Here is a 17,188-nt window from a genome sequence, read left to right on the forward strand (position 1 = left end):
AATGCATTCCAATTTCAAAATCGATGCAGGAAGCGCATGAGCGATCTTCGCCAGCTACGCCACTTCGTCGCCCTCGCCGAGCACGGCCACTTCGCCCGTGCCGCCGATGCGGTGAATCTTAGTCAACCCGCCCTGTCGCGCAGTATCCAGGCGCTGGAGGGCCAGCTGAACTGCCAGCTGGTGGACCGCAACCCGCGCGGCGTCACCCTCACCGCCCACGGCCGGCTGGTACTGGAGCATGCCCGCCGTCTGCTGGCCGGCGATCGCGCGCTGAAGAACGCGGTGCTGCAACTGGCGGACCTGGAAACCGGCGAGCTGCGCCTGGGCGCCGGCCCTTTCCCCGGCGCGCGACTGCTGCCCCAGGTACTGGCGCGCTACAGCAGCGCCCACCCGAAGGTGTCGATCCTGCTGTCCATCGAAAACTGGAGCGAATTGCAGCAGCGCCTGCTGGATGACGAGCTGGAGCTGTTCGTCGCCGACTACCGCGAACTGGAGGGCGACAGTCGCCTCGACATCCTGCCGCTGCGCGAGCACCGCGGCGTGCTGTTCTGCCGGCCAGGGCATCCGCTGATGGCCGGCCAACCCTCGCTCGACAGCGTGCTCAGCTATCCGCTGGCGGGGCCGCGCCTGCCCCGCGACGCCCACGAGGGACTCTCGCGCATCCTGGGCCGCGCACAACCGTTGAGCGTGCAGTGCGATGACGTGCTGATGCTCAAGGAACTGGTGAAGGGCAGCGACGTGCTCTGCCTCGCCACCTGGGACGTGGTCGCCGCCGACGTCCAGGCTGGCAGGCTCGCCGTGCTGCCCTGGCCCAATGGCGAAGTGGCCGGGCGCGGCTCAGCCTACGCGCTGGTACGGCACGCCGGCCGCAGCCTGTCGCCGGCGGCCAGCCAGTTCGTCGAGCTGTTGCTGGAGGAGGACGCGGCATTCAATGCCGCGTCATGAGTGCTTCCGCAGGAGGGAGTGGAGCGCGGTAATAGCCATCGGCCCCACGCTCCGATCGAACCGGCAACTCACCGGTGCCAGCCCTGGTAGGGGCCACCGTAGTACGCCGGCGGTGGCGGCGCAGGGCGATAGTAGTGCGGGCGATCGCGCCAGCCTCCACGGTCGTGGTCATGCTCGTAGACCACGCAACCGGTCAACGGAAGGATCATCAATACAGCAGCGAAGAAACGACGCATGGCGCCTCCATCAAGCGAGCCGGCCGCCCCGCCGGAATGCGGGGCGTACATTCTTCCGGTCTCGCAAGATCAGACATTCCGCTCAGAACACGGTGCCGCGTCGAAAGGTAAAGCTTGGGTAAATCAGCCGTTTACAGTTTCCAGACGGCGAACCTTGCGGCTTTGCAGATGCAGCACGCCAAACAGCAGCACCTGCACCTTCTCGGTGACCGAACGCCGACGCGCCAGCAACAGCACCTCGCCCACATGCACCACCAGCAGGATCGCGGAGAGCCACAGCAGCGGGCGATGCAACTCGCCGAACGGATAGATCAGGTTGAGCACGGCAGCGAGCCAGAACATGGTCAGCGCGCCCTTGGCAAAGCTCAGCAACTCGGACATGGCGATGGATTCCTCAAGGTGAAGGTCGCAGCAGTCTGCCGCCGGCCACGCCCACCACGCTCCTGCCTTTCGACTGGCCCGCGCACCAGGAAGCGGCGCCACGCTTCATTTGAGGGCAGGCGAACGCGCTCGCGTGCACCGAAAAACATCCACCACTCCACCGTAGCCCTTCTGCCCCGGCACTTTCGCCAACTTGGCACGCCGCTCGCTTTGTCTCGGCTGTGCAGGAACGATCCGAAGCACTCGGACAGCGGCACCACAATCTGAAATGGATGACTAGGGTTCCGGCTCGCCAAGCGAGTGACTGGTCCGAGAGTCATCGACCTCCAGCGAGGTTACACGGCGGGACAAAAGCCCGGGAGACGAGAGCGACACGTGCCGCCCGACTCCTGCCTGCCCGACAATCGACTGGAGATGCTCCATGCGCAAGCCCCTTCTGACCGCCCTGCTCGCTGCCGGCCTCGCCGCCTTCAGCCTCTCAGCCTCCGCCGCCGCGAAGAACAGCTTCAACCTCTGCTGGACCATCTACGCCGGCTGGATGCCCTGGGAATACGCGGCCAGCCACGGCATCGTCGACAAGTGGGCGAAGAAGTACGGCATCGAGATCAAGGTCACCCAGCTCAACGACTACATCGAGTCGATCAACCAGTACACCGCCGGCCAGTTCGACGGCTGCACCATGACCAACATGGACGCCCTGACCATTCCCGCCGCCGGCGGTGTCGACTCCACCGCGCTGATCGTCAGCGACTTCTCCAACGGCAACGACGGCATCGTCCTCAAGGGCGAAGGCAAGACCCTGGCCGACCTCAAGGGCCTGGACGTCAACCTGGTGGAGCTTTCCGTTTCCCACTATCTGCTCGCCCGCGCGCTGGAAAGCGCCCGCCTGAGCGAGAAGGACGTGAAGACGGTGAACACCTCCGACGCCGACATCGCCGCCGCCTTCAACACCGACGACGTGCAGGCCGTGACCACCTGGAACCCGATGCTCGCCGAGGCCCGCGCCAAGCCGGGCACTACCGAAGTGTTCAACTCCAGCCAGATCCCCGGCGAGATCATGGACATGATGGTGGTCAACAGCGCCGTCCTGAAGGACAACCCCGCCCTGGGCAAGGCCCTGACCGGCGCCTGGTTCGAGACCGTCGCGCTGATGCAGGGCGACAGCGCCGACACCCGCGCCGCGCTGGAACACATGGCGAAGGCCTCGGGCACCGACCTCGCGGGCTACCAGAGCCAGCTCGCCACCACCAAATTGTTCGCCACGCCGAAGGAGGCGCTGGCCTTCGCCACCAGCCCGAAACTGCCGGCAACCATGGACAAGGTCGCGGCCTTCTCCTTCGCCCACGGCCTGCTCGGCGAAGGCGCGAAAAGCGCCGACGCGGTCGGTATGAGCTTCGCAGGCGGGCTGTCCACCGGCGACGCGAAGAACCTCAAGCTGCGCTTCGATCCGACATACGTGCAGATGGCGGCGGAAGGGAAGCTCTGAGGCCGGAGCTTGCAAGAGCCCCTCACCCTAACCCTCTCCCAGAGGGAGAGGGAACCGTCCGGTGCAGGTTGAAACCCTGGCCTCAGCCGGCACGGGCAGCCCCCTCTCCCTGAGGGAGAGGGCTGGGGTGAGGGGGAAGCATCGGTACAAAATCACGCGACGAAGTTACCGGCCCTTAAGGCCCGCAATAAACAGGTACGAAGCATGCGCCTGATCAACCGAACTCCCGACCGCAGCGGCCGCCTGTTCCTGGTACTGCTGCCCTTCGCCCTGCTGCTGTTCGCCTACTTCGCGGGCTCTACCGCGCGGCTGGCGGAGAACCCCAACGACAAGCTGCTGCCCAGCGCCGCGCAGATGGCCGACGCGGTGAGCCGCCTGGCTTTCAGCGAAGACAAGCGCACCGGCGACGTGCTGTTCTGGCAGGACACCGGCGCCAGCCTGCAACGCCTGGGCATGGGCCTGGGCATCGCCGCCCTGCTCGGCCTGGTGCTGGGCATTGCCGCCGGCAGCGTGCCGCTGTTCGGCGCGCCGCTGTCGCCGCTGCTCACCGTGCTGTCGATGATCCCGCCGCTGGCGATCCTGCCGGTGCTGTTCATCGTCTTCGGCCTCGGCGAGCTGTCCAAGGTGGTACTGATCGTCATCGGCGTCGCCCCCTGCATCGCCCGTGACATCGAACAGCGCGCGAGGGAAATCCCCCGCGAACTGCTGATCAAGGCGCAGACCCTGGGCGCCAGCACCTGGACGCTGATCCTGCGCGTGGTGCTGCCGCAACTGATGCCGCGCTTGCTGATATCCCTGCGCCTGATGCTCGGCTCGGCCTGGCTGTTCCTCATCGCCGCGGAAGCCATCGCCGCCACCGACGGCCTCGGCTACCGCATCTTCCTCGTGCGCCGCTATCTGGCCATGGACGTGATCCTGCCCTACGTGGTGTGGATCACCGCCCTGGCCTGGCTGATGGACTACGGCCTGCGCCTGCTCACCCGGCAAGCCTTCCCCTGGTACGAAGGAGGCAAGGCATGAGCGATAAACAGACAAGCAGCGTAGCGAGCGCTGCGAGTGCAAGGCGTCCGGAGCGCAGCAACAAGAGTGGACATGCAGTCCATGAGGATTGCGAGCACCGCGCAACGCAGCAATCGCAGTGCGCAGTAGCTGCCGCTCCTTTCATCAACGTGAAGAACGTCTGGCAGGAATACGACGGCAACGTGGTGCTCGAACGCCTGAATCTCGATGTGAAGGAAGGCGAGTTCTGCACCCTGGTCGGCGCCTCCGGCTGCGGCAAGTCCACCTTCCTGCGCCTGCTGCTCGGCCAGGAGCGCCCCAGCCGTGGCGAGCTGCTGCTCGAAGGCCAGCCCCTACCGGGCGAGCCCGACCCGAGCCGTGGCGTGGTGTTCCAGCGTTACTCGGTATTCCCGCATCTTTCCGTGCTCGACAACGTCGCCCTCGGCCTCGAACTGCCGCGTTCGCCGCTGCTCGGCCGGCTGCTGGGCAGCGCCAAGCGCGAGGCCCGCGAACAGGCTGCCGCCCTGCTCGAACGGGTCGGCCTCGGCCACGCGCTGAAGCAGTACCCGAGCGCCCTGTCCGGCGGCATGCAGCAACGCCTGGCCATCGCCCAGGCACTGGTGATGAAGCCGCGCGTGCTGCTGCTCGACGAACCCTTCGGCGCGCTCGACCCCGGCATCCGCAAGGACATGCACGCCCTGCTGCTGGAGCTGTGGCAGGAAACCCGGCTCACCGTGTTCATGGTCACCCACGACCTCGCCGAGGGCTTCAGCCTGGGCACTCGCCTGCTGGTCTTCGACAAGGTTCGCCATGACCCGCAGGCACCCACCGCCTACGGCGCCCGCATCACCTACGACATCCCGCTCAACGCCGACCGCAAGGCCGCCCGCGCCGCCCTGCCCGAACTGCTTGCCGCGCGCCTGGAAACGGCCGCCGCCCCGCTGATCACGCCGGCCTACTAAGGAGCCCGCCATGAACCAATTGCGCACCACCCTCTACGAAGAAACTGTCCCCGGCGGCAGCCATACCTCTTTCGTCCTCAAGCGCGGCCAGGTGCTGCGCCTGACTGACATCGAAGGCGGCGGCAACGTCAGCCTGCTGCTGTTCAACGCCGCCGAGAAAAGCGAGCGGCTGAACCTGCCCGACAGCCTCAAATGCCAGCACACCGCCAAGCTCACCGCCGGCCACTGCCTGTACTCGGACATGGGCCGCGTGCTCGCCGCCATCACCGCCGATAGCTGCGGCTGGCACGACAGCTTCGGCGGCGTGCTGAACGCCGCCGAAGTGCAGGAGCAATACGGCCAGGGGCGCTACCAGGAACTGCGCAACGGCTTCTACCGCAACGGCGTGGACAACCTGCTTGTGGAGATGGGCAAGTGGGACATGCGCCTGCAGGACCTGCTGATGTGCCTGAACCTGTTCAGCCGCGTGGACGTCGATGCCGACGGCTGCTTCCGCTTCGCCCAGGGCAACTCCAAGGCCGGCGACTACGTCGAGCTCTACGCACCGATGGACACGCTGGTGGTGCTCACCGCCCTGCAACACCCCCAGGACCCGAACCCGCAGTACGCACCCAAGCCCATCGGCCTGACCTGGCAGAAGGTCGCCGCCGACGGCATCAGCGTGCTCTGCCGCACGTCCCGCCCGGAGAACGGCCGCGGCTTCCACAACACCGAACGCCAGTACCTGTAAGGAGCGCGAGCATGCCCATCGTCCCCAGCGACAAACACCCCGAGGCCTGTGTCTCGCGCACCCTGATCCCGGCCGGCGAACCCAGCCTCACCGAACTCAAGGCCGGGCAGACCCTGCGCATCCTCGACCTGGAAGGCAACCAGGCAGTGGACACGCTGTTCTTCAGCGCCGCCAACCCGCGCGAGCGCTACGACGTACAGCGCACCCTGCGCAAGCAGGGGCAGGTCTACCTCAGCGCCGGTAGCGTGCTCTGGTCCAACCTCGGCAACCCGATGCTGAGCATCGTCGCCGACACCTGCGGCCGCCACGACACCCTCGGCGGCGCCTGCGCCCAGGAGAGCAACACCGTGCGCTACGCCCTGGACAAGCGCTACATGCACAGCTGCCGCGACAACTTCCTGCGCGCCAGCCTGCACGACGGCCGCCTGGGCAAGGCCGACATCAGCCACAACATCAACTTCTTCATGAACGTGCCGGTCACCGCCGAAGGCGGCCTGACCTTCGAGGACGGCATCTCCGCTGCCGGCAAGTACGTCGAGCTGCTCGCGCACATGGACGTCATCGTCCTGATTTCCAACTGCCCGCAGCTCAACAACCCCTGCAACGGCTGGAACCCGACGCCGGCGGAGCTGCTGGTATGGGAGTGACCGCGCGCCTGCGCCGCTGGTTGTTCCTGCTCGCCCAGAGCCGAAGCGCTCAGTGCAGTTCCACTCTGCGCGAGCTCCCCAGTGGAAACGAACCTGCCCCGTAGGATGGGTGGAGCCTGCGATACCCATCACCGATACCGCATGGGTATCGCTCCGCTCCACCCATCCTACGAGAGCCTTCAGCGCCACGGACGACCGTGGCGCACACCGAATCATGGCGGGACGGCCCGCCACCCCATGGGGACGCCCTCATGTTCGACAAACTGCTCATCGCCAACCGCGGCGCCATTGCCTGCCGCATCCTGCGCACGCTCAATGAACTGAACGTGGGCGGCGTCGCCGTGTACTCCGAAGCCGATGCCGCCAGCCTGCACCTCCAGCAGGCCGCCCAGGCCGTCAGCCTCGGCGAAGGCCCGGCCTCCAGCACCTATCTGGTCGTGGAGAAAATCCTCGCCGCGGCCCGCGCCAGCGGCGCCCAGGCGATCCACCCCGGCTACGGCTTCCTCTCGGAAAACGCTGCCTTCGCCGAAGCCTGCGAAGCCGCCGGCATCGCCTTCGTCGGCCCGACGCCGGAGCAACTGCGCGTGTTCGGCCTCAAGCACACCGCCCGTGCACTGGCCCGCGAACAGGGCGTGCCGATGCTCGAAGGCACCGACCTGCTGCCCGACCTCGAAGCCGCGTTGCTCGCCGGTGAAGAAGTCGGCTACCCGGTGATGCTGAAAAGCACCGCCGGTGGTGGCGGCATCGGCATGCGCGTGTGCCGCTCGGCGGACGAACTGCGCGATGCCTTCGATGCGGTGAAGCGCCTGGGGCAGAACAACTTCAGCGACTCGGGCGTGTTCATCGAGAAGTACATCCAGCGCGCCCGCCACCTGGAAGTGCAGGTATTCGGCGACGGCCAGGGCGAAGTGATCGCCCTCGGCGTGCGCGACTGCTCGGTACAGCGGCGCAACCAGAAAGTGCTGGAAGAAACCCCGGCGCCCAACCTGCCCTCTGGCATGGCCGATGCCCTCTGCGCAGCGGCGATCCAGTTGGCGAAAGCCGTCAGCTACCGCAGCGCCGGCACCGTGGAGTTCGTCTACGACAGCGACGCGCAGCGCTTCTACTTCCTCGAAGTGAACACCCGCCTGCAGGTCGAGCACGGCGTCACCGAACAGGTCTGGGGCGTCGACCTGGTGCGCTGGATGATCGAACTGGCCGCCGGCGACCTGCCGCCGCTGGCCGACCTCATCGCCGGGCTCAAGCCCAGCGGCCACGCCATCCAGGCGCGCCTCTATGCGGAAGACCCAGGCCGCGACTTCCAACCCTGCCCCGGCCTGCTCACCGCCGTGCAGTTCCCGCCGGCAGACGGCAAGGCACTGCGCATCGACACCTGGGTCGAGGCCGGCTGCGAGATCCCGCCCTACTTCGACCCGATGATCGCCAAGCTCATCGCCTGGGCGCCGACCCGCGAACTGGCCAGCGCCGGCCTCGATCGCGCGCTGGCCGATAGCCTGCTGTACGGCGTGGAATGCAACCGCGACTACCTGCGGCAGATCATCAAAGACACGCCCTTCGCCAGCGGCTCGCCCTGGACGCGCTGCCTGGAAGGCCTGCGCTACCGCGCCCAGACACTTGAAGTGCTCAGCGCCGGCACCCAGACCAGCGTGCAGGATTACCCCGGCCGCCTCGGCTACTGGGCCGTGGGCGTACCGCCATCGGGGCCGATGGATGATCGCGCGCTGCGCCTGGGTAACGTACTGCTGGGCAACCCCGAAGGCGCCGCCGCGCTGGAAATCACCATGAGCGGCCCGACCTTGCGCTTCAACACCGACGCGGTGGCATGCATCACCGGCGCAGCCCTGCCGATCAGCCTGGATGGCACCGAGCAGCCGATGGACACCGCGCTGTTCATCGCCGCTGGCTCGACCCTGAGCCTGGGTACCGTGAGTGGCGCCGGCGCGCGCAGCTACCTGTGCCTGCGTGGCGGCTTGAACGTGCCGGACTACCTGGGCAGCAAGAGCACCTTCACCCTCGGCCAGTTCGGCGGCCACGGCGGTCGCGCCCTGCGCGCCGGCGACGTGCTGCACCTCGACGCACTGGCAGACGCACGCCACGGTGGAAGCCTGCCGGCGGAACTGCGCACCGACCTCCCGGCCGTGCGCAGCATCCGCGTGATCTACGGTCCCCACGGCGCGCCGGAATACTTCACCCCGGCCTACATCGAGACCTTCTTCGCCACCGCCTGGGAAGTGCACTTCAACTCCAGCCGCACCGGCGTACGCCTGATCGGGCCGAAACCGGAATGGGTGCGCGAGAGCGGCGGCGAGGCCGGCCTGCACCCGTCGAACATCCACGACAACCCCTACGCCATCGGCGCCGTGGACTTCACCGGCGACATGCCGGTGATCCTCGGCCCGGACGGCCCGAGCCTGGGCGGCTTCGTCTGCCCGGTGACGGTGATCGAGGCCGACCTCTGGCAGCTCGGCCAGCTCAAGGCGGGGGATAAGGTTCGCTTCCTGCCGGTGGATATCGCCACCGCCCGCAGATTGGCGCAGTTCTGTAGGAGCGAGCTTGCTCGCGAACGCTTTATGCCGGAAGTTCTGGAGTTGGGCGGGTTCGCGAGCAAGCTCGCTCCTGCACAGGCACAGCCCAGCATCAGCGCAGCCGGTTTCCCCTCACCCCAGCCCTCTCCCGGAGGGAGAGGGGGCCGTTCGGCATTGCCGGCGGGCACAGTGTTCTCCGATGGCACAGACGGCGCCCTCTCCCTCCGGGAGAAGGCGGGGGCTGAGGGCCGCCCCAGCATCGCGCTCACCTCCCCCATCGTCCTCGACCTCGGCCAGGACGACACCCGGCTGGTCGCGCGCCTCTCCGGCGACACCCACCTGCTGCTGGAAATCGGCCAGCCCGAGCTGGACCTGGTCCTGCGCTTCCGCGGCCATGCCCTGATGCAGGCACTGGAAGCCAAGAACCTCGACGGCGTAATCGACCTCACTCCCGGCATCCGCTCGCTGCAGGTGCACTACCAGCCGGAAACCCTCTCGCTGGAAACCTTGCTGGAAACCGTCGCCGGACTCTGGGACGCCGTGTGCGCCGCGCAGGACCTCAAGGTGCCGTCGCGCATCGTCCACCTGCCACTGTCCTGGGACGACCCGGCCTGCCAGCTGGCCATCGAGAAATACATGACCACCGTGCGCAAGGACGCGCCCTGGTGCCCGAGCAACCTGGAGTTCATCCGCCGCATCAATGAACTGCCGGACCTGGAGGCGGTGTACCGCACCGTCTTCGAAGCCAGTTACCTGGTGATGGGCCTCGGTGACGTCTACCTCGGCGCCCCCGTGGCCACGCCGCTGGACCCGCGCCACCGCCTGGTGACCACCAAGTACAACCCGGCGCGCACCTGGACCGCGGAAAACTCCGTGGGCATCGGCGGCGCCTATATGTGCGTGTACGGCATGGAGGGCCCCGGCGGCTACCAGTTCGTCGGCCGCACCTTGCAGATGTGGAACCGCTACCGCGAAGTCGCCGCATTCGACGGCAAGCCCTGGCTGCTGCGCTTCTTCGACCAGATCCGCTTCTACCCGGTCTCGGCGGACGAACTGCTGCGCATCCGCCGCGACTTCCCGCTGGGCCGCTATCCGCTGCGCATCGAAGAAAGCGAGCTGCGCCTGGCGGATTACCAAGCTTTCCTCGCCGAGGAAGCCGACAGCATCGCCGCGTTCCGCAGCCACCAGCGCGCCGCCTTCGACGCCGAGCGCCAGCGCTGGATCGCCTCCGGCCAGGCACACTTCGAGAGCGAGGAAGCCGCCGTCGACGCCGGCGAAGACGCCCCACTCGGCGCCGGCCAGCACGCCGTCGAAAGCCACATCGCCGGCAACCTCTGGCAGGTGCAGGTGGAAGCCGGCGCCAGCGTGAAGGCCGGCGACATCCTGGTGATCCTCGAATCCATGAAGATGGAAATCCCCCTCACCGCCCCGCGCGACGGCGTGGTGCGCGAGGTCCGCGTGCAGCCCGGTTCGCCCGTGCGCGCCGGGCAGCGGGTGGTGGTGATGGAAGAAGCCTGAACCGACATAACCGCCGTTACGCAGAGCCCCTCACCCTAACCCTGGCTACGCGCCCCGCTCCTCAAGCGGGAGAGGGGACCGTACGGAGTGGGCCTCAGCGCTGGATTCAACCTGAACCACAGTCCGCGCCACCCGGCCAACCATGGTTCGAACCCAACACCGCGCCGGACTGCTCTTCCCCCTCTCCCTCCGGGAGAGGGCAGCCCAGCCAGAGAACTGATCGGCCCAAGGAATCTCGACCATGCCCAATACCTTTGACCTCCGCCTGACCACCCTGCGCACCGCCTACCGCGAAGGCCGCGCCACGCCGCGCCAGCTGATCGCCGGACTGCGCAACAAGGCCGCCGCGTTGAACCCGGACTACCACCTGTTCATCCACCTGCTGAGCCTGGAAGAACTGGAGCCCTACTTCGCCGCGCTGGATGAGAAATCGCCGGACAGCCTGCCGCTCTACGGCATCCCCTTCGCCATCAAGGACAACATCGACCTCGCCGGTATCCCCACCACCGCCGCCTGCCCGGCGTTCGCCTACATGCCGGAAACGTCCGCGACGCTGGTGCAGCAACTGATCGACCTGGGCGCCATCCCGCTGGGCAAGACCAACCTCGACCAGTTCGCCACCGGCCTCAATGGCACCCGCTCGCCCTATGGCGAATGCCGCAACAGCGTGCTGCCCGAGTACCCGTCGGGCGGCTCCAGCGCCGGTTCCTCGCTGGCCGTGGCGCTGGGCGTGGCGAGCTTCGCCCTGGGCACCGACACCGCTGGCTCCGGTCGCGTGCCGGCGGCGCTCAACGGCCTGCTCGGGCTCAAGCCGAGCAAGGGGCTGCTGTCCAACCACGGCCTGGTGCCGGCCTGCCGCACCCTGGACTGCATCACCTACTTCACCGCCAGTGCCGCCGAGGCCAGCGAGCTTCTCGCTCTCACGGCAAAGCTCGATCCACGGGACGGCTATAGCCGCGCCAATCCGGCGTGGAACGACGCCAGCGCCTTCGGTGCCCCCAAGCCTTTCCGCTTCGGTGTTCCCCGCGCCGATCAACTGGAATTCTTCGGCTGCCACGAAGGCCCGGTGCTGTTCACCGACGCCCTGGACCAGCTCAAGGCCATGGGCGGCGAGGCGCAGGAAATCGACTTCGCGCCCTTCCTCGAAGCCGCGCGCCTGCTCTACGAAGGCCCCTGGGTCGCCGAGCGCTACAGCGTGGCAGGCGAGCTGATCGAGCGTGACCCGCAAGCGGTGCTGCCAGTGATCCGCGACGTACTGGCGAAAGCTCCCGGCGCAACCGCCGTGCAAGCGTTCCGCGCGCAATATCGCCTGCAGGAACTCAAGGCACAGTGCGATGCGATCCTCGCCGACCTCGACTGCGTGCTCACCCCCACTATCGGCCGCCCGGTGACGCTGGACGAGCTGCACGCCGAACCGGTGAAGCGCAATTCCGACCTGGGCTACTACACCAACTTCATGAACCTGCTGGACTACGCCGCCGTCGCCGTGCCCAGTGCAATCATGGGCAACGGCCTGCCCTGGGGTGTGACCCTGTTCGGCCGCGCCTTCACCGACCAGTACCTGCTCGGCGTGGCCGATGCGCTGCAGCGCCGGCACAACCTGCCGCTCGCCGGCGGCAACGCAATCGCCCCGGCCGCATCGGCCAATGCCGCGCGCAACGACCGCGCACGCATGGTGGTGTGCGGCGCGCACCTCGACGGCCTGGCCCTGAACTGGCAACTGCGCCAGCGCGGCGCCCGCCTGTTGCGCGCCACCCAAAGCGCCCCGGCTTACAAGCTGTATGCCCTGGCCGGCGGCCCGCCGCTGCGCCCCGGCATGCTGCGCGTGGCCGAACGCGGCGTGGCCATCGAGGTGGAAGTCTGGGAGCTGCCCAGTGCCGAACTGGGCTCCTTCCTCACCGGCATCCCGGCACCGCTTGGGTTGGGCAAGGTGCAGCTGGAGGATGGCAGCTGGGAGACCGGCTTCATCTGCGACGCCTGGGGCCTGGAAGGCGCCGAGGACATCAGCCGCTTCGGCGGATGGCGCGCGTGGTTGGCCAGCCGAACCTGAGTGCGCGCTTCCGGAAAGGAACTTCCTCCGCCGGGTGGGGCATCGGTTACCCGTAGGGCGTATAACGCGCCAGCGTTGTACGCCGCGCAATTTCCGGCGGATAACCTGTTCCAGGTTATTCGCCCTACGCTTCCTGCGCCCCACATGGATGAGGGAATGAAGAATCCCGTGGGGAACGGGATTGGCCTCGCGAACCACCTCTGCAACGGAGACTGGTTCGCGAGCAAACTCGCCCCAACAGATACTGCTGCATCTTCGGCGTGTGGGCGGATAGCGGGTCGCGAACGCCACGCGCTCTGCGTCACCGGCGTCTGACCATGGAACCCCGCCGCGCCACGAGCTAGAGTCCCAGCATCACCCGCCGCAAGGACCGGTCATGCCCGACCTCAGCCACCAGCAGGCGCAGCACCGCGTCAACGATATCCTGGCCTTCGACCGCGAGCTGCGCCGCCTGCGCGACGAAGGCGCCCTCGTTCTCGACAACACTCAGCACGAGCGCCTGCACGAACACCAGCAGCGCCTGCTCGCCGACTACCGGGCACGCTTCGACATCGACCGCGACAGCCAGGACCATCGCCTGTCCCTGGGCATGCGCATCGCCTCCTTCCTCGGCGCGCTGGCCCTGGCCGCCAGCCTGTTCTTCCTCTTCTACCAGTTCTGGGGGCTGTTCGGCGAAAGCGTGCAGGTCGTCATTCTCGTCGCCGCCTCGCTGATCAGCCTGCTGCTGACCCTCGTGCTGCAACGCCGCGACGCCTCCGGCTACTTCGCCAAGCTTGGCGCCATGCTGGCCTTCGCCTGCTTCGTGCTGAACGTCGTGATGGTCGGGCAGATATTCAATATCACCCCGTCCGACAAGGCCCTGCTGCCCTGGGCCGCCTACGCCCTGCTGCTGGCCTACACCTGCAACACACGCCTGCTGCTGGCCGCCGCGCTGATCTGCGTGATGGGCTACGTCGCCGCACGGGTCGGCACCTGGAGCGGCGTCTACTGGCTGGACGTCGGCGAACGTCCGGAAAACTTCTTCCCCGCCGCGTTGCTGATCTTCCTGGTGCCGTCGTTCATCTCCCAGCATCGTTTCGACGGTTTCGCCACGATCTACCGGGTATTCGGCCTGCTCGGGCTGTTCCTGCCCATGCTGGTGCTGGCCAATTGGGGCGGCAGCAGTTACCTGCCACTGCGTTATGCAACGGTGGAAAGCCTCTACCAGGTGCTCGGCTTCGTCGCCTCTGCGCTGGTGATCTGGCTCGGCGCGCGACGCGAGTGGCCTGAAGTGGTCAATACCGGGCTGACCTTCTTCGTGATCTTCCTCTACACCAAGTTCTTTGACTGGTGGTGGGAGGTCATGCCCAAGTACCTGTTCTTCCTCGTGCTGGGTCTGTGCGCGGTGCTGATCCTGCTGGTCCTGCGTCGCCTGCGCCGCGCCCACGGCCTGCTGGGAGCCCGCCCATGAACTGGACACGTACTCACGCACTGGCCAGCGGCGTCGGCCTGATCCTGCTGGTGAACGCCGTCGCCCTGGGCGGCGTTGCCTGGAACCGCTCCGGCGAGCCGGACAGCGTCCTGTCGCTCAGCCAGCGCGAGCTGCTGCGCAACAACGACTGGTACAAGGAAAACAGCGGCCTGAGCCTGCGCCTGCACTGGCGTACGCCCAGCCGCGACGATGAGGCACGGCAACACAACCGGGGCTGGCAGCCCGCCCTCGACAGCCAGAAGATGGCCGAACTCGGCTTCGCCATGCCCGAGCAGGTCGACGACGACAGCGCCCGGCGCTTCGGCCGCCAGCAATCGCGCGCGGCCCTGCTGGTGCTGGAGCTCAACGGCCCGCTTCACGAGCGCGAAGTGCAGCTGACCCGCAAGCGTCTCGATGAAGCCCGCCAGGCCGCCGATGCCGCACCGCAGAATGCCCGCCTGGCGGACGAGCGCGACTTCATCCGCTGCGAACTGGATAGCGAGGAAAAGACCGACACCCGCCTGCTGCTCAAGGACGTCGGCCTGGACCTGCAGGCGTTGCGAGCCCGTTACCCCGATCGCCAGCGCTACCTGATCGTCCACGGCCAGGTACGCCCCGTTTCCAACTACTACCAGCACATCTGGACCCTCGGCGGCACCGCCAGCTCCATCGGCACCGACAGCCTCAACGTGCCGTACCAGTGGCGCGAGCGGCTGGACCAGATCACCGCGCAGCCTCACCGGGCAGCGGACGGCCGCGCCCAGCCCTTCGTCGCCGAAGTCGCCTTTGGCAAGCGCCTGGAGCCCTGGATCCAGGGCATCGACATGCCCTGAGCGGCCCCCGCCGCGCCGATCCGAATCCGCTTGCGCGATGCGGGTCGGCGCTGCACCCTGTGCGCCCGCCTCACCGCCATTTCCTGCCCTGACCGGCCATGAACGACGTCACTCCCGATCCCAGCCGCTGCCCGCTCTGCGGCCAGTCCAACCGCTGCACCCAGGCCGACCCGGCGCTGGAAGGCCAGCCGTGCTGGTGCTTCAGCACGCGCATTGACCGCAACGCACTGGAGCGCATCCCGCCCGAGCTGGTCGACCGTGCCTGCCTTTGCCCGCGCTGTGCTGCCGGGCTGAAGGACGATGAGACCGCCTGATGCGTCTGGACCGTTTCATCGCCAACCTGCCCCACCTGAACCGCCAGCAAGCCCGCCAATTGCTTGCCGAAGGCCGCCTGCGTGTCGATGGCCAGGTGGTACGCGATGGCCGCCATGAAGTGCGCGAGTTCTCCCGCGTGGAGCTGGACGATGACCTGCTGCAGGCCGGCAAGCCAGCGCGCTACTTCATGCTGCACAAGCCCGCCGGCTGCGTCAGCGCCACCCGCGATGCCGAGCACCGCACCGTGCTCGACCTGCTCGACGAACCGGACAAGCACGAACTGCATATCGGCGGCCGCCTGGACTACAACACCACCGGCCTGCTGCTCATCACCAACGACGGGCAATGGTCGCGGCGCATGACGCTGCCGGGGCGCAAGCTGCCCAAGGTCTATTACGTCGAGACCGAGGACCCGATCGAGGAGTGCTACATCGAGACCTTCGAGCGGGGGCTGTACTTCGCCTTCGAAGACCTCACCACCCTGCCCGCCCAGCTGGAAATCCTCGACACTCGCACCGCGCGCCTGACCCTGCACGAAGGCCGCTACCACCAGGTCAAGCGCATGTTCGGCCATTTCCAGAACAAGGTGACGCGCCTGCACCGCGAGAGCATGGGCAGCCTGGCGCTGGACCCAGCCTTGCAACCCGGCGAGTACCGCGCGCTGACTGCTCAGGAAATCGCCGCGCTCGGCTGAACTGCCCTTTGCAGGAGCGGGCTTGCTCGCGAACAATCCTGCCGGCGAGCACGGCGTCCGGGCGGTTCGCGAGTAAGCTCGCTCCTACATACCGCGCCCCGCGCAACATTCCGAAAACTCCTACGCAAACCATTCAGCCCGGCAGTTTGCAGCCTTCACCGCCGCTTGGCTAAGCTCCCTGCCATGCCCGCGCTGTAAGGAAAGGTGATGAAGAAACTGTCGGTTGCCCTGCTGATCGCCCTGAGCGCCAGCGTCGCCTTCGCCAACCCGAGCAAGCCCTCGCCGCTTTCGGACCTGCAGGCCGCGCTGAAGACGCTCAAGCCCGGCCAGTTCCTCTGGTATCCGGAAATCTCGCCAGCCGGGCCGGTCACCCTGGTGGTCAGCCTCACCGAGCAACGCGCCTACGTGTACCGCAACGGTATCGCCATTGGCGTAGCCACCGTCAGCACCGGCAAGAAGGGCAAGGAAACCCCCACCGGCGTGTTCTCCATCCTGCAGAAGAAGGTCGAGTACCACTCCGACCTCTATAACAGCGCGCCGATGCCCTACATGCAGCGCCTGACCTGGGACGGCATCGCCCTGCACGCCGGCAACCTGCCCGGCTACCCGGCCTCCCACGGCTGCATCCGCCTGCCCATGGCGTTCGCCAAGAAGCTCTACGAAGTCACCGGCTTCACCTCCACCACCGTGATCATCTCCGACGCCAAGAGCTCGCCCGTGGAGGTCTACCACCCCGGCCTGCTCGCGCCCATCGTCAGCGATGGCCGCGCCGCCGGCCCGCACGACGACAGCGGCATGGTGGTGCCGTTCTGGAGCGATCCCGGCGCGGAGAAGGGACCGGTCTCCGTGCTGGTCAGCCGCGCCGACCGCCGTCTCTACGTCTACCGTGGGGGCCTGCAGATCGGCACCGCACCGGTAGCCTTCGAACACCCGGAAGAACGGACCGGCGTCGCCGCCTTCTCCCTCATGGAAAAGCCCTCGCAAACCGAAATCGACAGCGAGAACCCCAACCTGCGCTGGACCAGCGTGCAGGTCAGCGACCCGCAGCGAGGCCTGTCGCCTGCCGAGCAGCTGGGCAAGTTCAGCCTCGACCGCGAATTCCTGCGCAACCTGCTGGCCAGCATGGACGTGGGCAGCACGCTGGTGATCACTGACCTGCCATCTACCCGCGACATGCGCAGCAACCCGGACTTCACCGTGATCACCACCAACGACCGCAAGGCCGAGCAGAAGCCGGTCAAGAACCAGAGCGTGGAGTAACAGGATGAACCGGAGCGACGTCGAAGCGCTCCGGATTTCTCCTACAACCTCTTCATCGTTTCCCTGCCCCCATCGCCAACCGCCCACGCCAAACTGTCAGCCCTCACCTGCGGACAGACGGCCTCAAGTCGGCCGTGCAAGCAGCCGAAGAATCTCG

The 17,188-nt window shown here is 67.2% G+C and carries 15 protein-coding genes and 1 riboswitch; of the genes, 13 read left to right on the forward strand and 2 right to left on the reverse strand.

All coding sequences use genetic code 11. The features are described from left to right. Positions 1 to 36 precede the first annotated feature (36 nt). Positions 37 to 945: a LysR family transcriptional regulator gene (locus A6723_RS21455; protein WP_054911175.1), complete on the forward strand. Its 909-nt coding sequence runs from the start codon at positions 37 to 39 to the stop codon at positions 943 to 945. Positions 946 to 1,013: 68 nt separating this feature from the next. On the opposite strand, the gene A6723_RS32185 is transcribed toward A6723_RS21455, so the two are convergent. Continuing rightward, a complete protein-coding gene (locus tag A6723_RS32185) occupies positions 1,014 to 1,181 on the reverse strand; it encodes a hypothetical protein (RefSeq protein WP_156356647.1) in 168 nt (55 codons plus the stop codon). Positions 1,182 to 1,304: 123 nt separating this feature from the next. Further along, positions 1,305 to 1,562, reverse strand: a complete 258-nt coding sequence (locus tag A6723_RS21460) for a DUF1145 domain-containing protein (protein ID WP_024767733.1) — start codon at positions 1,560 to 1,562, stop codon at positions 1,305 to 1,307. Between the two features lie 265 nt (positions 1,563 to 1,827). Beyond that, positions 1,828 to 1,926, forward strand: a riboswitch (guanidine-I (ykkC/yxkD leader). 57 nt (positions 1,927 to 1,983) lie between these two features. On the opposite strand from A6723_RS21460, the gene A6723_RS21465 reads away from it, so the two are divergent. The 12 genes from A6723_RS21465 (at position 1,984) to A6723_RS21520 (ending at position 17,031) form a co-directional block, all read left to right on the forward strand. After that, positions 1,984 to 3,048, forward strand: coding sequence for a putative urea ABC transporter substrate-binding protein (locus A6723_RS21465; protein WP_054911317.1), 1,065 nt, complete (start codon positions 1,984 to 1,986; stop codon positions 3,046 to 3,048). A gap of 204 nt (positions 3,049 to 3,252) precedes the next feature. Next, positions 3,253 to 4,068: an ABC transporter permease gene (locus A6723_RS21470; RefSeq protein ID WP_054911318.1), complete on the forward strand. Its 816-nt coding sequence runs from the start codon at positions 3,253 to 3,255 to the stop codon at positions 4,066 to 4,068. Continuing rightward, positions 4,065 to 5,009 (forward strand): ABC transporter ATP-binding protein, encoded by a 945-nt coding sequence (locus A6723_RS21475; RefSeq protein ID WP_256236233.1) that lies wholly within the window; start codon positions 4,065 to 4,067, stop codon positions 5,007 to 5,009. Before A6723_RS21470 ends, A6723_RS21475 begins: the two co-directional genes overlap by 4 nt. 10 nt (positions 5,010 to 5,019) lie before the next feature. Continuing rightward, a complete protein-coding gene (locus A6723_RS21480; protein ID WP_054911319.1) occupies positions 5,020 to 5,739 on the forward strand; it encodes an urea amidolyase associated protein UAAP1 in 720 nt (239 codons plus the stop codon). Positions 5,740 to 5,750: 11 nt separating this feature from the next. Continuing rightward, positions 5,751 to 6,386 (forward strand): urea amidolyase associated protein UAAP2, encoded by a 636-nt coding sequence (locus A6723_RS21485; protein WP_064979855.1) that lies wholly within the window; start codon positions 5,751 to 5,753, stop codon positions 6,384 to 6,386. A gap of 251 nt (positions 6,387 to 6,637) precedes the next feature. Then, the gene (locus A6723_RS21490; protein WP_054911256.1) at positions 6,638 to 10,429 is read left to right on the forward strand and encodes a 5-oxoprolinase/urea amidolyase family protein; all 3,792 of its coding nucleotides are present in this window, start codon (positions 6,638 to 6,640) and stop codon (positions 10,427 to 10,429) included. A 241-nt stretch (positions 10,430 to 10,670) separates the two neighbouring features. Then, a complete protein-coding gene (atzF, locus tag A6723_RS21495; protein WP_054911257.1) occupies positions 10,671 to 12,479 on the forward strand; it encodes an allophanate hydrolase in 1,809 nt (602 codons plus the stop codon). Between the two features lie 376 nt (positions 12,480 to 12,855). Then, positions 12,856 to 13,929, forward strand: a complete 1,074-nt coding sequence (locus A6723_RS21500; RefSeq protein ID WP_054911258.1) for a DUF2157 domain-containing protein — start codon at positions 12,856 to 12,858, stop codon at positions 13,927 to 13,929. Next, positions 13,926 to 14,762: a DUF4824 family protein gene (locus tag A6723_RS21505; protein ID WP_054911259.1), complete on the forward strand. Its 837-nt coding sequence runs from the start codon at positions 13,926 to 13,928 to the stop codon at positions 14,760 to 14,762. The genes A6723_RS21500 and A6723_RS21505 overlap by 4 nt, the downstream gene beginning before the upstream one ends. A gap of 98 nt (positions 14,763 to 14,860) precedes the next feature. Then, complete coding sequence (locus tag A6723_RS21510) at positions 14,861 to 15,076, forward strand: cysteine-rich CWC family protein (RefSeq protein WP_037011248.1); 216 nt, start codon at positions 14,861 to 14,863, stop codon at positions 15,074 to 15,076. Then, positions 15,076 to 15,771, forward strand: a complete 696-nt coding sequence (locus A6723_RS21515; RefSeq protein WP_054911260.1) for a pseudouridine synthase — start codon at positions 15,076 to 15,078, stop codon at positions 15,769 to 15,771. The genes A6723_RS21510 and A6723_RS21515 overlap by 1 nt, the downstream gene beginning before the upstream one ends. Positions 15,772 to 15,978: 207 nt before the next feature. Then, positions 15,979 to 17,031: a L,D-transpeptidase gene (locus A6723_RS21520; RefSeq protein ID WP_054911261.1), complete on the forward strand. Its 1,053-nt coding sequence runs from the start codon at positions 15,979 to 15,981 to the stop codon at positions 17,029 to 17,031. Positions 17,032 to 17,188: the final 157 nt, after the last annotated feature.

It is taken from the genome of Pseudomonas sp. AU11447 (assembly GCF_001672555.2).
GTDB lineage: Bacteria > Pseudomonadota > Gammaproteobacteria > Pseudomonadales > Pseudomonadaceae > Pseudomonas > Pseudomonas nitroreducens.

Coding starts and splice junctions, on each gene's coding strand:
- A6723_RS21520 (WP_054911261.1), top strand. CDS start 15,979: ATGAAGAAACTGTCGGTTGCCCTGCTGATCGCCCTGAGCGCCAGCGTC.
- A6723_RS21510 (WP_037011248.1), top strand. CDS start 14,861: ATGAACGACGTCACTCCCGATCCCAGCCGCTGCCCGCTCTGCGGCCAG.
- A6723_RS32185 (WP_156356647.1), bottom strand. CDS start 1,181: ATGCGTCGTTTCTTCGCTGCTGTATTGATGATCCTTCCGTTGACCGGT.
- A6723_RS21485 (WP_064979855.1), top strand. CDS start 5,751: ATGCCCATCGTCCCCAGCGACAAACACCCCGAGGCCTGTGTCTCGCGC.
- A6723_RS21455 (WP_054911175.1), top strand. CDS start 37: ATGAGCGATCTTCGCCAGCTACGCCACTTCGTCGCCCTCGCCGAGCAC.
- atzF (WP_054911257.1), top strand. CDS start 10,671: ATGCCCAATACCTTTGACCTCCGCCTGACCACCCTGCGCACCGCCTAC.
- A6723_RS21490 (WP_054911256.1), top strand. CDS start 6,638: ATGTTCGACAAACTGCTCATCGCCAACCGCGGCGCCATTGCCTGCCGC.
- A6723_RS21500 (WP_054911258.1), top strand. CDS start 12,856: ATGCCCGACCTCAGCCACCAGCAGGCGCAGCACCGCGTCAACGATATC.
- A6723_RS21465 (WP_054911317.1), top strand. CDS start 1,984: ATGCGCAAGCCCCTTCTGACCGCCCTGCTCGCTGCCGGCCTCGCCGCC.
- A6723_RS21515 (WP_054911260.1), top strand. CDS start 15,076: ATGCGTCTGGACCGTTTCATCGCCAACCTGCCCCACCTGAACCGCCAG.
- A6723_RS21505 (WP_054911259.1), top strand. CDS start 13,926: ATGAACTGGACACGTACTCACGCACTGGCCAGCGGCGTCGGCCTGATC.
- A6723_RS21460 (WP_024767733.1), bottom strand. CDS start 1,562: ATGTCCGAGTTGCTGAGCTTTGCCAAGGGCGCGCTGACCATGTTCTGG.
- A6723_RS21480 (WP_054911319.1), top strand. CDS start 5,020: ATGAACCAATTGCGCACCACCCTCTACGAAGAAACTGTCCCCGGCGGC.
- A6723_RS21470 (WP_054911318.1), top strand. CDS start 3,253: ATGCGCCTGATCAACCGAACTCCCGACCGCAGCGGCCGCCTGTTCCTG.
- A6723_RS21475 (WP_256236233.1), top strand. CDS start 4,065: ATGAGCGATAAACAGACAAGCAGCGTAGCGAGCGCTGCGAGTGCAAGG.